Origin of the sequence: Shouchella miscanthi, assembly GCF_007725405.1 — a bacterium.
Classification (GTDB): Bacteria; Bacillota; Bacilli; order Bacillales; family Bacillaceae_D; genus Shouchella; species Shouchella hunanensis.
In genome coordinates this window covers 2,791,601-2,810,022 of sequence record NZ_CP042163.1, presented here as the reverse complement: position 1 = coordinate 2,810,022, position 18,422 = coordinate 2,791,601, and the positions used below count along the sequence as shown (strand labels likewise).

20 protein-coding genes are annotated in these 18,422 nt (G+C 40.3%); 19 read left to right on the top strand and 1 reads right to left on the bottom strand.

Annotated elements, in window-relative coordinates:
* Window positions 1-40: 40 nt before the first annotated feature.
* From FPV17_RS14250 to FPV17_RS14200, 11 genes are all read left to right on the top strand, one after another.
* A complete protein-coding gene (locus tag FPV17_RS14250; protein ID WP_035395446.1) occupies window positions 41-1,504 on the top strand; it encodes an amidase family protein in 1,464 nt (487 codons plus the stop codon).
* A gap of 72 nt (window positions 1,505-1,576) precedes the next feature.
* Complete coding sequence (locus FPV17_RS14245) at window positions 1,577-2,050, top strand: DinB family protein (protein WP_144560500.1); 474 nt, start codon at window positions 1,577-1,579, stop codon at window positions 2,048-2,050.
* Window positions 2,051-2,267: 217 nt separating this feature from the next.
* On the top strand, window positions 2,268-3,197 hold the full coding sequence (locus tag FPV17_RS14240; protein ID WP_144559302.1) for a phosphate ABC transporter substrate-binding protein: 930 nt from the start codon (window positions 2,268-2,270) through the stop codon (window positions 3,195-3,197).
* A 91-nt stretch (window positions 3,198-3,288) separates the two neighbouring features.
* Complete coding sequence (gene pstC, locus FPV17_RS14235; RefSeq protein ID WP_035395442.1) at window positions 3,289-4,218, top strand: phosphate ABC transporter permease subunit PstC; 930 nt, start codon at window positions 3,289-3,291, stop codon at window positions 4,216-4,218.
* The gene (pstA, locus tag FPV17_RS14230; RefSeq protein WP_144559301.1) at window positions 4,215-5,102 is read left to right on the top strand and encodes a phosphate ABC transporter permease PstA; all 888 of its coding nucleotides are present in this window, start codon (window positions 4,215-4,217) and stop codon (window positions 5,100-5,102) included. Before pstC ends, pstA begins: the two co-directional genes overlap by 4 nt.
* Window positions 5,103-5,112: 10 nt before the next feature.
* Entirely contained in the window at window positions 5,113-5,916 is an 804-nt protein-coding gene (gene pstB / locus FPV17_RS14225; RefSeq protein ID WP_144559300.1) for a phosphate ABC transporter ATP-binding protein PstB, read from the top strand.
* Between the two features lie 16 nt (window positions 5,917-5,932).
* Window positions 5,933-6,709: a phosphate ABC transporter ATP-binding protein PstB gene (gene pstB, locus FPV17_RS14220; RefSeq protein ID WP_144559299.1), complete on the top strand. Its 777-nt coding sequence runs from the start codon at window positions 5,933-5,935 to the stop codon at window positions 6,707-6,709.
* A 12-nt stretch (window positions 6,710-6,721) separates the two neighbouring features.
* On the top strand, window positions 6,722-7,369 hold the full coding sequence (gene phoU, locus FPV17_RS14215; protein WP_035395439.1) for a phosphate signaling complex protein PhoU: 648 nt from the start codon (window positions 6,722-6,724) through the stop codon (window positions 7,367-7,369).
* 81 nt (window positions 7,370-7,450) lie between these two features.
* Complete coding sequence (locus FPV17_RS14210) at window positions 7,451-7,819, top strand: hypothetical protein (RefSeq protein ID WP_144559298.1); 369 nt, start codon at window positions 7,451-7,453, stop codon at window positions 7,817-7,819.
* A 174-nt stretch (window positions 7,820-7,993) separates the two neighbouring features.
* Window positions 7,994-9,940: a chemotaxis protein CheA gene (locus tag FPV17_RS14205; protein WP_144559297.1), complete on the top strand. Its 1,947-nt coding sequence runs from the start codon at window positions 7,994-7,996 to the stop codon at window positions 9,938-9,940.
* A complete protein-coding gene (locus tag FPV17_RS14200; RefSeq protein ID WP_144559296.1) occupies window positions 9,930-10,376 on the top strand; it encodes a chemotaxis protein CheW in 447 nt (148 codons plus the stop codon). Before FPV17_RS14205 ends, FPV17_RS14200 begins: the two co-directional genes overlap by 11 nt.
* A 65-nt stretch (window positions 10,377-10,441) precedes the next feature.
* Here FPV17_RS14200 and asnB read toward each other — a convergent pair whose 3' ends face one another.
* Entirely contained in the window at window positions 10,442-12,325 is a 1,884-nt protein-coding gene (gene asnB, locus FPV17_RS14195) for an asparagine synthase (glutamine-hydrolyzing) (RefSeq protein WP_144559295.1), read from the bottom strand.
* A 155-nt stretch (window positions 12,326-12,480) separates the two neighbouring features.
* Here asnB and FPV17_RS14190 point away from each other — a divergent pair, with 155 nt between their 5' ends.
* The 8 genes from FPV17_RS14190 (at window position 12,481) to FPV17_RS14155 (ending at window position 18,415) form a co-directional block, all read left to right on the top strand.
* Window positions 12,481-12,777: an IDEAL domain-containing protein gene (locus FPV17_RS14190; RefSeq protein ID WP_144559294.1), complete on the top strand. Its 297-nt coding sequence runs from the start codon at window positions 12,481-12,483 to the stop codon at window positions 12,775-12,777.
* Between the two features lie 202 nt (window positions 12,778-12,979).
* A complete protein-coding gene (locus tag FPV17_RS14185; RefSeq protein ID WP_035395431.1) occupies window positions 12,980-13,822 on the top strand; it encodes a dimethylarginine dimethylaminohydrolase family protein in 843 nt (280 codons plus the stop codon).
* Window positions 13,823-13,883: 61 nt separating this feature from the next.
* Window positions 13,884-15,329, top strand: coding sequence for an acyl-CoA carboxylase subunit beta (locus FPV17_RS14180; protein ID WP_035395490.1), 1,446 nt, complete (start codon window positions 13,884-13,886; stop codon window positions 15,327-15,329).
* Window positions 15,330-15,446: 117 nt separating this feature from the next.
* On the top strand, window positions 15,447-15,995 hold the full coding sequence (locus FPV17_RS14175; RefSeq protein WP_144559293.1) for a hypothetical protein: 549 nt from the start codon (window positions 15,447-15,449) through the stop codon (window positions 15,993-15,995).
* Window positions 15,996-16,015: 20 nt separating this feature from the next.
* Window positions 16,016-16,393, top strand: coding sequence for a rhodanese-like domain-containing protein (locus tag FPV17_RS14170; RefSeq protein ID WP_035395427.1), 378 nt, complete (start codon window positions 16,016-16,018; stop codon window positions 16,391-16,393).
* Window positions 16,394-16,507: 114 nt separating this feature from the next.
* Complete coding sequence (locus FPV17_RS14165; RefSeq protein ID WP_035395425.1) at window positions 16,508-16,768, top strand: YbyB family protein; 261 nt, start codon at window positions 16,508-16,510, stop codon at window positions 16,766-16,768.
* A 53-nt stretch (window positions 16,769-16,821) separates the two neighbouring features.
* Window positions 16,822-17,604 (top strand): serine aminopeptidase domain-containing protein, encoded by a 783-nt coding sequence (locus FPV17_RS14160; RefSeq protein ID WP_060703853.1) that lies wholly within the window; start codon window positions 16,822-16,824, stop codon window positions 17,602-17,604.
* The gene (locus FPV17_RS14155; protein WP_035395423.1) at window positions 17,594-18,415 is read left to right on the top strand and encodes a YitT family protein; all 822 of its coding nucleotides are present in this window, start codon (window positions 17,594-17,596) and stop codon (window positions 18,413-18,415) included. Before FPV17_RS14160 ends, FPV17_RS14155 begins: the two co-directional genes overlap by 11 nt.
* Window positions 18,416-18,422 lie beyond the last annotated feature (7 nt).

Genomic DNA, 18,422 nt, shown 5'->3' with positions numbered 1-18,422 from the left:
ATGTGCGTTCTTTTATACTGAAGAAAAGGAGGTATCTAACGTGAATTTTAATGAATACAAGCAGTACGATGGTGTAGGGCTAAGCTCATTAGTAAAAGAACGAAAAGTAAAGCCGACTGAGGTGTTGCAAGCTTGCTTGGACGGAATTGCAACGAATCAACAGTTAAATGCCGTTCTTTCAACTCGAGAAGAAAAGGTCTTTAACGAACTGGAGACAGTAAACCACAATGAACCGTTTTATCACGTTCCTTTTTTATTGAAAAATTCATCGCAAGCGCTCGAAGGAGAAGAAATGAATGGAGGAAGTGGTTTGTTAAAAGGATCTATTGCGACAAAGACAAGCCACTACACCAAACGACTTCAAAAAGCCGGTTTTTGTATGATGGGCTACTCGAATTCTCCGGAATTTGGATTGAAGAATATTACTGAACCGAAATTATACGGTGCAACCAAAAATCCACTAAATGAATCCTATTCTCCAGGTGGGTCGAGCGGTGGAGCTGCAGCTGCTGTGGCAAGTGGAATCGTACCAATTGCAGGTGCCAGTGATGGTGGTGGTTCCATTCGCATTCCCGCTTCTTTTAGTGGCCTTGTTGGTTTAAAACCAACGAGAGGACGAACGCCAGTTGGACCAGGAGTCGGAAGGCAGTGGCAAGGAGCAGCAATTGACTTTGTACTCAGTCGCTCTGTTCGTGATAGTGCTCGCTCATTGGATGTCCTGCAAATTCATCAACCAGAAGCCGCTTTTCATACACCGCTTTTTGAAGAGGGATTTGAGCGATCTTTATCTAAACGACTCTCTCCATTACGAATTGCTTATTCGTACACTTCGCCAGTCGGGACGCCTGTTTCTAGCGAAGCAAAGCAAGCACTTATGGAAACGATTCAATATCTTGATTCTTTAGGTCATTACGTTGAAGAGGCGACGCCGGCAATTGATGGGCGCTCATTAATGGAGCAATATTATTTGATGAATGCAGGAGAGATGGCAAACGTACGGCAGCGACTAGAACAATCTTTAAATCGTCAATTACATGAAGAGGATTTCGAGACAGAGTCTTTTGTATTAGCGGAAGCTGGAAAAAATGTTCGAGCCGCTGATTATGCCAATAGCTTAACAACTTGGGATCAGCATGCGGCAATTGCCATGGAATTCCACGAAACCTATGATCTTTATTTTACGCCTAGTGCCGCTTCCATCGCACCAAAGATTGGTGAATTGACCCCCTCTGCTGCTGATGAAAGAAAGATGAAAGAGCAAATTCAGCAGCTGGCTGCAAAAGAGCAACTAGCGTTTGTATATGAAATGTTTTTACCAAGTTTGACGTACACACCGTTTACACAACTGGCTAATTTAACAGGTCAACCGGCCATCAGTTTGCCAGTTTACAAAACAAAAGCAGGAATGCCGATTGGCGTTCAAGCGATGGCAGCAAAAGGGAACGAATCGTTATTATTTCGTTTAGCTTTAACCCTTGAGCAAAGTGAACGTTGGCAAGGTTGAGTTCGTCTTGCTTGAATGGATGAGATGCTTTTTACTATACTACTATATGATAGAAAAAAGGAGTTGGACATGATGTATCGTAAAGTTGACGATTTTATTCAAGAGTGGAAACAGGAGTCTCAGTTAACACTAGCAGTATTAAATGCCCTATCAGACGAGAAGTTAGGACAAGCCATTGAAGAGGGGCATAATACATTGGGTTGGCTAGGCTGGCATTTGACTACTTCGCCTGTCTTTTTTGTTGGGCAACTCGGTCTTAATCTGGATGTGGACCTTTCCGACAAACAGCCTAGTAGTGCAAGTGTAATGAAAGATTCTTATGAACGTGTCAGCCAAGCGTTGTTACACGCTGTGGAGCAGGTGAATTCAGATGCATTTATGGAGGAACAACTTCAAGCATTAGGAGCAACCTTGACAAAAGGAGCGATGTTGCGTTTACTGATAAATCACCAAGCCCATCATCGTGGTCAAATGACAGTCCTACTTCGTCAAGCAGGTTTAACAGTTCCTGGTCTATACGGACCGACGAAAGAACAATCAAGATAAACAAAATGGATGAAAGCACATGGAGGAGTTAAGCGCCATGTGCTTTTTTGTGCTGGAAGAGTCAAGATACGTAGCCTGAATGTGCAAATGTTTGTAAATGCCACCTTCATGCTTTTTACAAAAGCTTTACATGAGCCATAAATGAACTTAATACTTTACAACTATACTTGGGCTTGTAAGAACGATACCGCTCAACAAATAGGGGGAAATAAAACAGATGAAGAAGCTAAACCTTGGAGCCGTTTTCGCAGCCTTTCTATTAACAGCAGCTGCATGTGGGTCAGACGATGGAGCAAATACAGGAGGAGACAATGCATCAACCGGTGGAGCTGATGAGAATACCAACAGCGAAGAAGTATCAGGGAGCATTCTCGTAGCTGGCTCTAGTGCAATGGAACCGCTCGTGGCGGCAGCAAGTGAAGTCTTCATGGAAGAGAATTTAGAAGCGAGTATTTCTGTACAAGCTGGAGGTTCTGGTCAAGGTCTTTCTTCCATTGCAAGTGGACAGGTCGAGATTGGAAATTCTGACGTATTTGCAGAAGAGAAAGATGATATTGATGCTTCCAACTTGGTTGATCACCGAATTGCAGTTGTTGGAATGGGACCAGCCGCTCACCCTGAAGTAGGAGTAGACGATCTTTCAACAGAAGAAATGATTGATATTTTTACAGGAGAAGTAACAAATTGGAGTGAAATTGGTGGTGCTGATCAAGACATCGTTCTTGTAAATCGTCCAGATTCTTCAGGAACGAGAGATACATTTGTAAAATACGGCTTAGAAGGAAATGAACCTTCTTCAGATGCCATTACTGAAGACTCATCAAGTACCGTTCGTCAAATTATTAGCGAGACACCAGGAGCGATTGGATACCTTGCATTTTCTTATTATGATGATCAAGGTTCTGTGCTTCCATTGTCGGTAGATGGAGTCGAACAAACAGACGAAAATGTTATGTCTGGGGACTTCCCAATTTGGGCATATATGCACTCTTATACAAATGGGGAACCGGAAGGGTTAACAAAAGCGTTTATCGACTTCTTATTCAGTGAAACGGTTCAAGATGGCGTCATTCCAGAAATGGGTTATATTCCAGAAACCGGTATGCAAGTGGAAAGAGATGCCGAAGGAAACGAAACAGCAAAATAAAGATAAATAAAAGAGACTTTGCTTCCACAAGTCGAGTCTCTTTTTCAAACATTGATTTTCATTGAGGAGAAGATCAAGGAGGAAGAAGTTCATGCCAGCTACCCAATCTGTAGCAGACCGTTTGCTAGACAAGAAAAAAACGATAAAAAAAGAACGCACTGGAAAACTTGTTGTTTATACATGTGCGGCCATTATTATTTTAACAACATTAGCCATTACGCTTTTTCTCGTTTTGCGTGGGATACAAGCATTTGTAGCTGATGGAGTTAGCCCTATACAATTTCTAACAAGTTTAGAATGGAACCCATCAAGAAGTGCAGAGCAAGGTGGACCGGTATACGGCGCTCTACCATTTATTGTGGGCTCATTTGCCGTCACCATTTTAGCTGCGCTTGTAGCTGCACCTTTAGGAATTGGTGCCGCTATCTATATGACAGAAATTGCACCAAGCTGGGGGCGAAAAATTCTTCAACCAGCAGTAGAGTTATTAGTTGGTATTCCTTCTGTTGTATACGGGTTTATCGGTTTAACTCTCATTGTTCCATTTATCCGAGAAAATGTTGGTGGCCAAGGATTTGGTCTTTTAGCCGGAATGATCGTGTTATCCATCATGATTTTACCAACTGTTACAAGCATAGCAACAGACGCTCTTCGGTCCATACCAAATGGGATGAGAGAATCGTCATTGGCACTCGGTGCGACGAGATGGCAGACGATTCGGCGTGTGATTGTACCAGCAGCAACACCTATGTTATTAACCGCTGTAGTGCTAGGGATGGCTCGAGCATTTGGTGAAGCCCTTGCAGTACAAATGGTTATCGGAAACTCTCGCACAATTGCTGAGTCTTTACTTGATCCAACCGCAACATTAACGACGATTATTACATTAAACATGGGGCATACGGTACCAGGTAGTACAGAAAACAATGTGCTTTGGTCGCTCGGATTAATTTTGCTTGTTATGTCTTATTTGTTCATTATCATCGTTCGTTTCTTGTCATCTAGGAGGCGTTTTTCATGAATAAACGATGGACAGATCGATTAGCAACGTCAGTATTTACGATGATTGCACTTGTGATCGTTGCCGTATTAGCCGGTTTAATTAGTTATATAGTAGTACGTGGTTTTAGCCAGCTTGATTTAGACTTTTTAACAAGCCCACCTAGCTCTTTCCGAGAAGGTGGAGGAATTGGACCACAGTTATTTAATTCATTTTACATTTTAGTATTAACCATGTTATTCACTGTACCGCTCGGTTTAGGCGGCGGCATCTATATGGCTGAATACGCTAAACCAGGGAAAGTGACAGATTTTATACGTACTTGTATTGAAGTGCTGGCGTCATTGCCTTCCATTGTTGTTGGCTTGTTTGGTTTACTTGTCTTTGTTCAACTAACAGGGTGGAGCTACTCTATATTAGGTGGAGCTCTTGCATTAACAGTATTTAATCTACCAGTAATGGTTCGTGTTGTGGAAGATTCTATTACGAGCGTACCAAGAGAGCAAAAAGAAGCAAGTTTGGCATTAGGAATTACGCATTGGGATACCATTCGAACCATTATTTTACCAGCAGCGTTTCCCGGCATCTTGACAGGAGTGATTTTATCTGCAGGTCGTGTGTTTGGTGAAGCAGCAGCCTTACTTTTCACGTCAGGTGTGACAACACCAAGGCTAGATTGGGCGAACTTCAACCCGTTCTCAGAAACATCACCTCTTAATGTGTTTCGACCAGCAGAGACTCTTGCAGTACACATTTGGAAAGTGAATACACAAGGGCTTGTTCCTGATGCAAGAGATATTGCCGATGGCGCGGCTCTCGTTCTTATCATTGCGGTTCTCTTATTTAACTTATTAGCTCGATTACTAGGGCGCTACGTACACAAAAAATTAACGTCTGCAAAATAGGAGGAATTTGATGTCGACGCTGACCGTTCAAAAAGAAGTGGAACAAACAGAAATGATGACTGCACCAACGTTACTAAAAGCAGAAGATATTAATATCTATTATGGTGAAAACCATGCTGTGAAAAACTTAAATTTAGCTGTTCATCGGAATGAAATCCTGGCGTTAATAGGTCCTTCAGGCTGTGGAAAATCGACGTTCTTGCGAAGTATTAATCGAATGAACGACTTAATTCCATCGGCAAGAGTAACTGGGAACATGATGTATGAGGAAGTGAACTTATTAAGTGACGACGTCAACGTTGTAGCGTTGCGGAAGGAAATCGGAATGGTATTTCAAAAAGCGAATCCATTCCCAAAGTCCATTTACGATAACTTGACTCATGGCTTACGGTTTCACGGTGTGCCGAAAAAGCAGTGGAAAGACATTGTTGAGGAATCTCTTACAAAAGCTGCGCTATGGGATGAAGTAAAAGATCGCTTGCATGATTCAGCACTTGAACTCTCAGGTGGACAGCAACAGCGCTTATGTATTGCCAGAACGTTAGCATTAAAGCCTGAGGTTATTTTACTCGATGAGCCTGCATCAGCACTCGACCCAATTGCTACTGCTAAAGTAGAAGAATTAATGATTGAACTCAAAAAACAATATACAGTTGTTGTCGTGACACACAATATGCAGCAAGCTTCACGAGTGTCTGATCGAACGGCGTTTTTCTATAATGGTGAACTAATCGAAACGAATCCAACAGAAAAGTTGTTTAGTAACCCTGATCATAAACAAACAGAGGCTTATATTTCTGGTCGATTTGGGTAAGGAGGAGACATTTGCTATGGTGGAGACATTAGAGGAAATAAAATCAGTCTACAGCGTGAGAGATTTTAATTTATGGTACGGCCAAAACCATGCTTTGAAAAATATTAATCTCGATTTACATGAAAAAGAAGTGACAGCCATTATTGGTCCTTCAGGGTGTGGTAAATCAACATTTATTAAAACATTGAACTTAATGTCACGTTTAAATCCAACAATTCGAATGTCAGGGGAATTAAATTATCGGCAGGATAATCTTCTGCATTCTTCAATGGATCTAGCAGAATTACGAAAGCATGTCGGCATGGTGTTTCAAAAGCCTAATCCATTTCCAAAATCCATTTACGAAAACGTAGCCTACGGGCCCAGAGTGCATGGTGTTCGGAAGAAAAAAGAGCTTGATGAACGTGTTGAATTAAGCTTAAAAGGTGCCTTTTTATGGGATGAAGTAAAAGATCGATTAAACAAAAACGCAATGGGGTTGTCTGGAGGGCAGCAACAGCGTCTATGTATTGCACGAGCTCTTGCGACGAAACCTGAAGTCCTGTTAATGGATGAGCCGACGAGTGCATTAGATCCGCTTTCAACAACAAAAATTGAAGAACTTATTTCCAATTTAAAAGGGACCTATACGGTTGTCATTGTCACACATAACATGCAGCAAGCCGCTCGCATCTCGGACAAAACCGCCTTTTTCTATATGGGTGAACTGATTGAAATGGACGATACACGTAAGATCTTCTCAAATCCGGAACATAAGCGGACAGAAGCTTATATTTCAGGTCAATTTGGATAAGGAGCGAACCAAATGTTACGAAGCATGTTTGTTCAACAGCTTGAGGAAACTGTATCGCATATTCAAGAATTAGGTGAACGTACGCTCATACAGCTAGACGAAGCCATTCAATCGTTTGAGCATCGTGATACGACAAAAGTAGAAGCGATTATCGCAAATGATAAAAAGATCAATAAGCGAGAGCTAGAATTAAACGAACAAGTTTTTGATATTATTGCTAGACAACAACCAGTTGCAGGTGATTTACGCAAGCTGATCGTTGTGATGAAAATTAGCGGTGATTTAGAACGCGTAGCGGATTTAGCAGTCGATATGGCTAAAGTGTCAAGACGACTTTCAGATGTCGACGAGGCAACGTTAACTGAGTTAACGACTTTAGCAAAGGATGCCCGGGCAATGGTTGCAAAAGCGCTAATCGCTTATAAAGAAAAAGATGTCATTGCTGCACAGCAATTGGCGAAAGAAGATGACCTTATTGATGAGCAGTTCGGGAAATTTATTAAACGCTTATTTAGACAAGATGTGAACGAACAAAATGTGGAAGGAACGACTCAGTTAGCTTTTATCGCTCGTTATGTAGAGCGTATTGCTGACTATGCAACGAATTTATCAGAATGGATTATTTATGAAGCGAATGGTCACCATTTTGATTTAAACTAACGAGGGTTCTTTGCTCTCGTTTTTTTGTTTTATGCTATACTGAGTAGGTATTCTTATTCTACAGCTGAAGGAGGGCATTGCGTGATTCCTGCCCAAACCTTTTTACCGTATTTGTCGTTTCATAATCACGTTTGGCCACTGTTCTTTATCGGGGCTGCTATCTGGCTATTGCTAACTTGGAGAGACATTCGAACTGGGCGTACATTAGTCGCTCTGTTTGTTCGTGTTACGCAAATTCTTTTGCTTTTAACGGGTAGTGTTAGTCTATATATGTATCAATTTATGCCTTATTATGCCGTAAAAGGTGCCATTGCCTTGCTGATGTTTTTCTTTTTTGAAACGAGCAGAATGGCTTTAAAGCGTCAAGACTATGCAGGTTTTTCCATACATATGAGTATTGTTGTGTTTGCTAGTTTAACAGTATGGTTACTTGGCGTAAATGGACGGTGATGGTAATAGTTTATGGGTACGTGATTAGTTGCACTTAACGTTTTGTCTCACATAATAGGTAATAAGAGAGTCTCTCGCTGAAATAAACAATACTATAAACTTCTAACCAAACCAATCCGATAAAGAGTACGAGGGTAAATCTCCTCGTATTCTTTTTTTAAGGTGGAGAATCCATTGAGTCAAAACCGTTATGTGTCCATGTTTATTGATGAAAGTCTTGAACACCTTTCACTTATAAATGAGCATTTACCAAAATTAGCACAAGAAGAACATCAAGGGAAAACCCTTGATGATATTTTCCGATCAGCACACACAATAAAAGGGATGGCTGCTTCGATGAACTTTACCGTTATGGCAGAGCTCACCCATCAATTTGAGAATGTTCTTGATGATTTACGATCGGAAAAAGTACGCTTAACTGATCACTATGTCGATTTTTTTTACGCCATCGTTGATTTTTTAGATAGCTCAATTGAATCTGTTGCCGAACAAGGTATCGAGCTCTCACACACACCAGAGCTTAAACAGCAATTAGATGCGATTAACCAAGGTTCAGGTCAACAAACATCTACGAGTCAAGAGATGGATGAACATACGTTGCGTATTATTGAACAGGCCGTTCAAGAAGGGATCTCGGTTAAGACGATTACCGTTAGTGTTGATGAACAAGCGATGCTAAAAGGTGTGCGTGCATACATGGTCATCAGTGAAATCAGTAAGCTAGGTGAAATTCTGTACACAAACCCTTACACAGAGGCGCTTGAAGAAGGATTATTTGAAAAGACCTTTCAAGTAGTTGCAGCTACAGGTGTAGAAACTAATGAAATTGTTCAATCGGTTGGATCGCTAACAGAAATCACTCATGTAGACGTTAAAGATTTTACGATACAGCAACAGACACCCACAGCCGTTCCTGAGCAACGTAAGCAAGAAGCCAGAGAAGAAAAAACGCAAAAATCAATCCGTGTTCAGTTAGGTAAGCTTGATGAGCTTATGTATTTATTTGAGGAGCTTGTTGTCGAAAAGAGCCGTTTAGAAGAGTTATCCAAAAAAGTGGACGATGTAGACTTGACGACAACAACTGAAAAAATTAATCGAAGCATAAGCCACCTTCAATCGGTTATGTTATCCATTCGAATGATGTCACTCGACACGATTTTTTCGCGGTTTCCAAAAATGGTCCGCAAAATCGCTAAAGAGGTAAAGAAAGACATCGATTTTGTTATTGAGGGTGGAGAAACAGAAATTGATAAAGCGTTAATTGATGAATTAAGCGACCCGCTCTTGCATTTGTTACGAAACTCCATTGACCATGGAATTGAACAAAAAGAACAGCGCTTAGCACAACAAAAAAAGGAAAAAGGTACAATAACGCTAAGGGCATTTTACAAGGGTAGTCGAGTAGCGATTGAGATTGAAGATGATGGAGGCGGTATCAACCGCGAGAAAGTATTGCAAAAAGCTCTTAAGTTAAATCTCCTTTCTGAAGAAGAAGCTATGCAGCGAGCGGATGAAGACATTTATCAATTACTGTTTCAATCAGGATTTAGTACGGCCGAAGCAGTGACTGACTTGTCAGGTCGAGGCGTTGGCTTGGACGTTGTAAAAACAAATTTAGGAAAAATCGGCGGTACCATTGATGTTTATTCAACAGCAGGGAAAGGATCTACTTTTTCGATTTCCTTACCTCTTACTGTGTCGATTATGGAAGCCTTACTCGTTCAAGTAGACAACCGGCCATATGCTATTCCAGTATCAGCTGTTTTGGAAACAGCAACAGTCAGACAAGAGGCGATTCAGTATTCGCAAGATCAAGCCATGATACACGTTCGAGGACAGTTTATTCCGCTTTATTCTCTTCAAGCATTTGTTGGTGCACAAGATCCTTTAGAGGAAGAGGAATGGTCCGTTGTGGTTTTATATCAAAAAGACAAGCTCGTCGCTCTTCGTGTAGACGATTTTATTGGTCATAGTGAAATTGTCCTTAAAACTCTCGGTCATTTATTGAAGACAACAAAAGGATTATTAGGGGCAACGATTCTTGGCGATGGAAATATTGCTATGGTTGTAGACACTTCTTTATTTTTCACGAATCAATGGAGGGCTTATCATGAGCAATAATCTAGAGAAAATCATTGTTTTTACTAGTGGACAGCAGCAATACGGGCTACCACTTAGCCAGCTCCTATCCATTGAAAGGCTCAAAACCATCGCGACTGTTCCAAATACGCCGACGGTTATTGAAGGAGTCATACTTGTAAGAGGCGAACTTATTGCAGTAGTCGATATGAAGAACGTATTCGAGCAGGAAAAGACAGAAGGTACTATACATACACGATTACTTGTGTGTAAATGGGAAGATAAAAACGTAGCCCTATTGGTGGAAGAAGCAAGCGATATTGTTCAAGTAGAAGAAGGGGCTTTTCAAGATCTACAGGAACAAAGTATGGATCGTTCGTTTTCAAAGCAGCTCGTGCAAATGGGCGATCGTTTTGTAACGATTATCGATTTACAAGCTTTTCTAGCGTTTTTGGAAACAGAATGTCTAGCCTCCTAAACGATAAACAAAACAGCTCATGGAACTCTTTCCATGAGCTGTTTTTTGCTGTAAGCAAGTTTTTACTACATAACGTTTTTAATTGCCGTCTCATTCGTTGGCGCAAGATGTAAGTCATGCCACATCATGTAGCAAAGCACTGTCCATAGCTTTCGACTGTAGTCTGCTTTTCCTTGACGATGGTCTTCAAGCATTCTTAGCAAATAGTCTTTATTAAAGTATTCGTCAGCTCCGCTCGTTTTTATCGTTTGCTCAGCCCAACTGTACAGCTCGTCTTTTAACCAAACACGAATTGGAACTGGGAAGCCTAATTTTTTTCGAGATACAATGGACTCAGGAACAATTTCCTTCATAGCTTCGCGCAAAACAAATTTTGTCGTTTTATTGGCAAGCTTAAAGTCGGTTTGAAGTGCACGCGCAAATTCAAACACTTCTTTATCAAGAAATGGTACGCGTAATTCGAGAGAATGAGCCATTGTCATACGGTCTGCTTTAACAAGTATGTCGCTTGCAAGCCATGTATGCATATCAACGTACTGCATTTTCGTAGAATCATCATAGTCACGCACAGCATCATAAAGTGGGCGTGTAACATTTGTGTAAGGATGAGATGAATTGTAAGAGTGAAATAACTCTCTTTTTTCCTCTTCATTAAAGATAAAGGCATTTCCGACATAACGCTCTTCTATCGGCGTTGTTCCTCTTAACAAGAATCCTCGTCCTTTAACAGCAGATGGCAGACGGTGTGCAAGACGATTTAATGCAGGGTGAAGGCTCTTAGGAACTTTATCAAAGAATTTTAAGTCTAAAGGCTCACGATAAATTCGGTAGCCACCAAATAGCTCATCTGCCCCTTCACCGGATAAAACTACTTTTACATGTTTACTTGCTTCTTTTGCCACAAAATAGAGAGGGACTGCTGCTGGATCAGCAACTGGCTCGTCCATGTGCCACATGATCTTCGGAAGTTCATGTAAAAATTCTTCGGGTGTAATAATCTTAGAAATATTGCGGACACCTAATTTGTCAGCGGAGTCTTGAGCAATATCAATTTCACTATAGCCTTGTGTTTCAAAACCAACTGTGAATGTTAATAAGTCAGGGTGCTGCTCTTTTGCCATCGCAACGATCGCTGTAGAGTCAATGCCACTAGAAAGAAACGAACCGACTGGTACATCCGAGCGCATATGTTTTTCGACAGAATTTATTAGTACTTCTTTTGTTTCTGTCACTAATGATTCAAGAGACTGGTTGCGAGATTGTTGATAAAAAGAGCGATCACTGTAGCTTGTTACTTCAATTGATAAATTCTGATCGATGGTTAAACAATGTCCAGGCAACAATTTCTCAACCGTTGTTGTTAATGTATTTGGCTCTGGTACATATTGAAAAGTAGCATAGTGTTGCAACGATTCCGTATTCACTTCAATTTCTTGAATGTATGGCATCAATGATTTTTGCTCTGAGCCAAAGTGAATTCGACCATTATCACGCATATAGTAAAATGGCTTAATACCAAATCGATCACGACCACAGAAAAGCGTTTTTTCTTCAGTGTCCCAAATCGCAAACGCGAACATACCGCGCAATTTTTTAATCATGTCTTTTCCTTCATGGGCAAAAAGAGCAATTAACACTTCTGTGTCGGAATGAGTATGAAAGGTAACACCTTGTTCCTGTAATGCTTCACGAAGCTCAATATAGTTATAAATTTCACCATTAAAGACCATCTGGTAGCGGCCATCTTCGTAAGAAAATGGTTGAGAGCCATTCTCTAAGTCAATAATGCTAAGACGTTTAAAGCCAAGGCGAACAAAGCCATCTTTATATTCACCAGTTTGATCTGGTCCACGATGATGAATAACTTCTAAGGCTTCATTCCAGGTTTGGTCGCTTGCATGATTAGTTTCATTATGTTTGTGTAACAGTTCTCCTATAAAACCACACATTAGTGAGGCACCTCCGCATAAATTGGATATAAATTTTCCTATCATCAATAAAAAATGGGCCGGAACATCCATAGCCCTAAGGTTTATGACCATACTATTAAGGGTAAATAATACGTAAATCAAACGATATCATCATAACAGATGGAGGGAGAATAATGAAAGAGCCATTTGCCATTGATAAGAATGTCCTAAAGCAGTTGCAAATCATTAATAGTTTAGAAGTTCGTACTGATTTGACGGTTCAATCACTTTATGCACGTGCTGTTCTTGCTTATTCTAGTTACTACTTTAAAGATCAATACTTAAGAAAACAAATTGATCTTGCTTTGGAAAACCGTGATAAAGAACAATTCCACATTCTTTCTTCAGAGCTCTCCTCTCACATCGAGCGTCATAAATACGGTAAAACCATTTCAGAAAATGGCTACAATTTATTTCTGACTTTTCATTAACAATCAGACCAATACATTTGGTCTGATTCTTTTCATTTTAATATCGGATATACTGTATAAATTAGGTAAGATTACCTTCTTTATTATACACCTAGTTGTAGGTATACGAATATATAAAAATATAATGGAAAAAATTGATTTTTTCAATGGCTTATGCAAATCTTAATAAAGGATTGTATCAAAAGATAGGAGCTTTTCACTTATGGAAAATGAAAAAGTGTATTGTAATACTGAGTTTGATCCATTAAAAGAAGTTCTCGTGTGCGAGCCGGAATTTATGACGATTAAAGAACCGATTAACGAAACACAGCGAAAGTATATGAATGAAAATATTGACCAAGCGCTCGCTTGCAAGCAGCATCAGACACTTGTGGATACGATGAGAGAAGAGGGAATTGATGTAAAAGTATTGCCTCCGAATGAAGCATTTCCTGAACAAATCTTTATGCGTGATAGTGGTTTTACAATTGGGAATAAACTTTACGTCGGTCGGATGGAAAGTGCGGTTAGGCAAGGGGAAGAAAAGAAATTAAAATCCTTTCTACAATCTATTGGACGCCCATTCTATTCACTACATGAAGGAACGATTGAAGGTGGTGACGTTATTGTCACAAAAGATGTTGTTTTTGTAGGAGCGAGCGGTCGTACGTCGCAAAATAGTATTGACACGTTAAAAGCAAATCACGAAGAAAAACAATTTGAATGGATTCCATTTGATCATAAATTTCTTCATCTTGACTGCGTGTTTCAGCCAGTATCTGATCATGAAGCGTTACTTTACCCTGATGCCATTGAACCGTCGTTTTTAAAAAAGATAACGGATCGGTATGATTGTATTGAGGTTTCGAAAGAAGAGCAATTTTATCTGAGTGTCAATGTTTTATCAATTGGAAAAAAACGAGTGATTGCCTTGCCACAAAACAAGAAAACAAATGAAGCGTTACGAGCTAGAGGGTACACCATTATTGAAATCGATTTTTCAGAAATTATTAAATCAGGTGGTTCCTTTCGTTGTGTGACGCTACCTGTATTGCGGAAGGGCTAAACGCATAGGTTTGTTCATTCTGGTTACATTACAACCAGATGCTAAAAAAGGGCGGATGGAAATGGACCTGCAAAATGAACAAACCGAGTTTGAAGAGCGCTTGGAGACGATCAGGCTTGGTGGTGGAAAGGACAAACAACAAGCACAATATCAACGTGGAAAGTTGTTAGCACGGGAACGAATTGATCAACTTCTTGATAAAAACAGTTTCTCTGAACTTTTCCGATTTGCTACTGGCAAAGAACGTTTTCCTGGCGATGGTGTTATTACCGGAATTGGTAAAATCAATGGTCAGCATGTCTGTTTATATGCCCAAGATTTTACCATAGCTGGAGGGACATTAGGCGCCATGCATGCAAAGAAAATCTGTTCATTAATGGATTTTGCATACGAAAAACAGATGCCAATCATTGGCTTAATCGATTCAGGTGGTGCACGGATTCAAGAAGGCATTGAAGCACTTCATGGTTATGGAGAGATTTTTAAGCGAAATGTACACTATTCTGGAAAAGTCCCTCAGCTTTCGATTATGCTTGGCCCATGTGCAGGCGGTGCTGCATACTCTCCAGCATTAAGCGACGTCATTTTTATGGTAAAACGAATAAGCCAAATGTTTATTACAGGACCAAAGGTGTTGCAAGCAATAAGTGGAGAAACGATGACGAGTGAAGAGTTAGGTGGTACGGATGTACACGGAACAAAAAGCGGGCTAGCTCATTTTGTTGCTGAAACGGAACAGGAAGCATTTGACCAAGTGCGCACATTTTTATCCTATTTACAAGAGACGAATACAAGAATTGGACATGATGACAAATTACAAGAGATTGAGGCTTGCCTACCGAAAAGTGACTGCGATGTTTACAATGTAAAAGACGTCATTACTTGTTTAGCGGACGAGCAGCAATTATTCGAACTTTCAAAAGGCTATGCGAAAAACATGGTTACCGCTTTTATTCGTTTAAATGGTGAAACAGTTGGAGTAGTAGCGAATAATCCGGTACATTTAGCGGGATGCATAGATATTAATGCGAGTGATAAAGGCGCAAGGTTTGTTCGTTTCTGTCATTGTTTTTCAATTCCTATTCTCGTCTTAGAGGACGTTAGTGGATTTATACCCGGAAAGGACCAAGAATGTAAAGGGTTGTTGCGCCACGGTGCTAAGCTTATTTATGCCTTTGCAGAGGCAACGGTTCCAAAGATTACTGTGATTCTTCGAAAAGCGTATGGAGGAGCCTTTGTCGCGTTAAATAGCAAAGGGATTGGAGCAGATTTTGTCGCGGCTTGGCCACAGGCTTCTATTGCGGTAATGGGTCATCAAAGCTCAAAAACCATTTTGGCTGAAGCGAAAACGAATCGGTCTGATTCTCCTTATGAAGCAGCAGAACAAGGCTATATTGATGATGTGATTCGCCCTCGAGACACACGGATGTATTTAATTAATCGTTTTGCTTGTTTACATCATAAACGTACAGAAATTAAAAGGCATAGCGGTAATATGCCTATGTAACGACAAGATGAATAGATTTAACAGTTTCTATCCTTTTTCGTTTGTTAATGACCGCTCTTATGGTACGATAAAAAATGACTTAACAACATCATTGTACGAGAAAGAGAGTCGTTTTAAATGGTTATTTTATCAGAAGGATGGTTTCAATTTGTCATTATTGGGATTAGCATTGTTCTACTTGCGGTAACGCTTGTCATTGTTCATCGTAGTATTCAGAAAAAAGGTGTGTATACAAAAGCAAGAGAACGGACAAGCTCTTTTCTAGTCTTTCTAATGGCCTTAACGCTTTATTTTATTATGTCTGTGTTTACACCTGCTGCGTACGGTGGGGATGTATTAATTGCTAGTGATCAAGAAAAACATGTGGAAAGTGAACAAGTGCGCTATATCCATCTTTCCTCGGTTTTTCGCGTACATGCCATTGATACTAGAGACTACACGCGAGACATACAAGGAAGAACAATCGGTTTTCGTATCCAATCTTTTCAGCCTCTTTATGAAATAGCTGAAAATGATGAAGCCTATGTGCGCTCAGACGGCACGATTAACGTATCCGACTATATTGATGGTGTTGTGTTATCTGCCTTCGAGCAGTTACAAGCAGAAGAAGTGACGTTAACGCAAGTGCGTGAGTCATTCCCGCATATTGAGATGTCAATTGAATAAGAAAAAAATAGGAGGCTACGATGAGTAAAGTAGAAGATGGTGTTATCCAATTATCAACAGCAGAATTAAAAGATGAATTAACAAACAAACAACCAAATCAGGAACCGATCGTCATTGATGTAAGAGAAGTGACGGAATACGAAGACGGGCATATTCCAGGTGTTCCGTTAATTCCGATGAACGAGATGCCCACAATGCTTCCAAAGATGGATGAGGCAAAAAGTTATATCCTAGTATGTCGTAGTGGGAGAAGAAGTCAACATACAGCTAAATATATGAAAGAACAAGGGTTTCTAAATGTCCGTAATTATGAAGGCGGCATGTTAGAGTGGGATGGTGAGCAAACATTCGGTCAAGAATGGATTGTAAAAGAATCTGCCGAACTCTATGAAAAATAAGTAAAAAATAAGGGACTCTGTTGGAAGAGTTCCTTATTAGGTTTATGAACCACCCTACTTGGGAACATATTATAAGAGACGAAAGCTGATTATGTTAGAGAGGGGTTTTTCATAATGGACGCAAAAAAAACTGTTGTTGCAGTAGCATCAGCCGCTGTGGCAGGAGCATTAACCGTTTACTTAGTGGATGGTGACAAACGAGCTGAGTTAAAAGAGAAAGGGACAGACTTTCTTAACAAAGTAACAGGTAAAACAAAAGAAGAAAAAATCAAAGCGTTCCAATTAGGCAATCCAAGGCCTTTTTCAGAAGATAGTAAAATGGTGGATGAGGGTTCTTTGTACAGCGTTCAGCGTTACAATGAGCGATATCAATAATGAATGTAAAGGCTGCCTAACAAGGTAGCTTTTTTGAGCGTAGGAGTGAAAAAATGATTATACAAGAAGACATGATACATACTGTGCCAATGCTAGTTGTAGAGGAAGAAGGTTCCGATGAGAAACCAACGTTGTTTTTTTATCACGGTGTAACGAGTGCCAAAGAACACAATTTACACATTGCCTATACGATTGCCAAACAAGGGTTTCGAGTTATTTTGCCAGACGCGCTCTATCATGGAACCCGAGGAGAAGGTACACATGATCCTTACCACCATTTCTGGACAGTTGTTCAACAATCGATTACAGAATTCCCTGATTTAGTAGAAGGCGTTGTTGAGCGTTACGCTGTACAAGAAGATGAACTCTATATTGGCGGAACCTCAATGGGGGCGATTACGTCGTATGGTCTATTAGCGCGATACGAGTGGATTAAAAAGGCATGCTTATTTATGGGTGCACCGCAATATGAGGAATTTTCAAAACTCATGTTTGAAGTAGCTGCTCAGCGAGGTACACATCTAACAGAAGAGCAAAAGAAACATGTCTTGGACCAAGTTAGAATCGATGATCTTTCAAAAGATGTCAGTGTTTTAAAGGGGCGCCAGCTTTACATTTGGCACGGAACTGAGGATGAGACGGTTCCGTATTCATTTGCAGAAAGCTTTCTAAAACAGCTAAAAGACGCTCCTGATGTGAACAATGCAAACATTACGTTTTTTGCTGAAAAAGGAGCCGACCATAAGATTACGCGAAAGGCGATTCTTGATGCATCTGCTTGGTTCGAGAAACAAAGCACGAATCAGGACAAGGTGACCCTCTCGTATGAATCGTGAAATCGGTAAAATTTTTATTGTTGTCATTGGCTCATTTCTGTTAGCCAGTTCTTTAAACTTCTTTTTTATACCAGCGGATGTTTTTGCGAGTGGTTTTACAGGTGTTGCACAGCTTTTATCGTATATCGTGCCACTATCAACAGGGATATTATTGCTGTTACTAAACATACCCGTTGCTATTCTAGGTTGGTTAAAGGTTGGGAAAAGCTTTACCATTTATAGCTTTGCAAGTGTTGTTTTAACAACCATTTTCTTGGAAGTGTTGCCTGTCTATGCGTTTTCTGAAGACATCATGCTTAATGCCGTTTTCGGAGGTGTTATCGCTGCAGCAGGTGCAGGATTATTACTTAAATGGGGCGCTTCTTCTGGCGGACTTGATATTATCGTACTCGTGTTAGCCCGTATTTCCGACCGTCCTGTTGGAAGCTTTTTCTTTATTTTAAATTCGATCATAGTCATTGCTTCAGGTGTCATGCTCGATCCAGAAAAAGCGTTATTTACCCTTATTTCCATTTATGTGACATCACGCTTTATTGATGCCATCCATACAAGGTATGTAAAGCTAACAGCTATGATCGTGACGAAAAATGCGGACGTGTTAAATAAAGCCATTCATCAGCGGCTTACACGGGGAATTACTCGTATACCTGCAAAAGGCGGCTATACATTTGAAGAAAAAGAAATGCTCGTTATCGTGTTAACACGATACGAATTGTATGAGTTGAAAAATATTGTGGAGGAAGTTGATCCGGGAGCATTTACCAATATTGTAGAAACGGCTAGTATCTTTGGTTTGTTCCGGAAAGATTAATAGGAGG

What these genes read in the sequence shown, in the direction of transcription:
- FPV17_RS14165 (WP_035395425.1), top strand. Translation starts at nt 16,508, where the DNA reads ATGGACGCAAAAAAAACTGTTGTTGCAGTAGCATCAGCCGCTGTGGCA.
- pstA (WP_144559301.1), top strand. Translation starts at nt 4,215, where the DNA reads ATGAATAAACGATGGACAGATCGATTAGCAACGTCAGTATTTACGATG.
- FPV17_RS14190 (WP_144559294.1), top strand. Translation starts at nt 12,481, where the DNA reads ATGAAAGAGCCATTTGCCATTGATAAGAATGTCCTAAAGCAGTTGCAA.
- FPV17_RS14160 (WP_060703853.1), top strand. Translation starts at nt 16,822, where the DNA reads ATGATTATACAAGAAGACATGATACATACTGTGCCAATGCTAGTTGTA.
- FPV17_RS14175 (WP_144559293.1), top strand. Translation starts at nt 15,447, where the DNA reads ATGGTTATTTTATCAGAAGGATGGTTTCAATTTGTCATTATTGGGATT.
- pstB (WP_144559299.1), top strand. Translation starts at nt 5,933, where the DNA reads ATGGTGGAGACATTAGAGGAAATAAAATCAGTCTACAGCGTGAGAGAT.
- FPV17_RS14155 (WP_035395423.1), top strand. Translation starts at nt 17,594, where the DNA reads ATGAATCGTGAAATCGGTAAAATTTTTATTGTTGTCATTGGCTCATTT.
- pstC (WP_035395442.1), top strand. Translation starts at nt 3,289, where the DNA reads ATGCCAGCTACCCAATCTGTAGCAGACCGTTTGCTAGACAAGAAAAAA.
- FPV17_RS14185 (WP_035395431.1), top strand. Translation starts at nt 12,980, where the DNA reads ATGGAAAATGAAAAAGTGTATTGTAATACTGAGTTTGATCCATTAAAA.
- phoU (WP_035395439.1), top strand. Translation starts at nt 6,722, where the DNA reads ATGTTACGAAGCATGTTTGTTCAACAGCTTGAGGAAACTGTATCGCAT.
- FPV17_RS14200 (WP_144559296.1), top strand. Translation starts at nt 9,930, where the DNA reads ATGAGCAATAATCTAGAGAAAATCATTGTTTTTACTAGTGGACAGCAG.
- pstB (WP_144559300.1), top strand. Translation starts at nt 5,113, where the DNA reads ATGTCGACGCTGACCGTTCAAAAAGAAGTGGAACAAACAGAAATGATG.
- FPV17_RS14170 (WP_035395427.1), top strand. Translation starts at nt 16,016, where the DNA reads ATGAGTAAAGTAGAAGATGGTGTTATCCAATTATCAACAGCAGAATTA.
- FPV17_RS14180 (WP_035395490.1), top strand. Translation starts at nt 13,884, where the DNA reads ATGGACCTGCAAAATGAACAAACCGAGTTTGAAGAGCGCTTGGAGACG.
- FPV17_RS14245 (WP_144560500.1), top strand. Translation starts at nt 1,577, where the DNA reads ATGTATCGTAAAGTTGACGATTTTATTCAAGAGTGGAAACAGGAGTCT.
- FPV17_RS14240 (WP_144559302.1), top strand. Translation starts at nt 2,268, where the DNA reads ATGAAGAAGCTAAACCTTGGAGCCGTTTTCGCAGCCTTTCTATTAACA.
- asnB (WP_144559295.1), bottom strand. Translation starts at nt 12,325, where the DNA reads ATGTGTGGTTTTATAGGAGAACTGTTACACAAACATAATGAAACTAAT.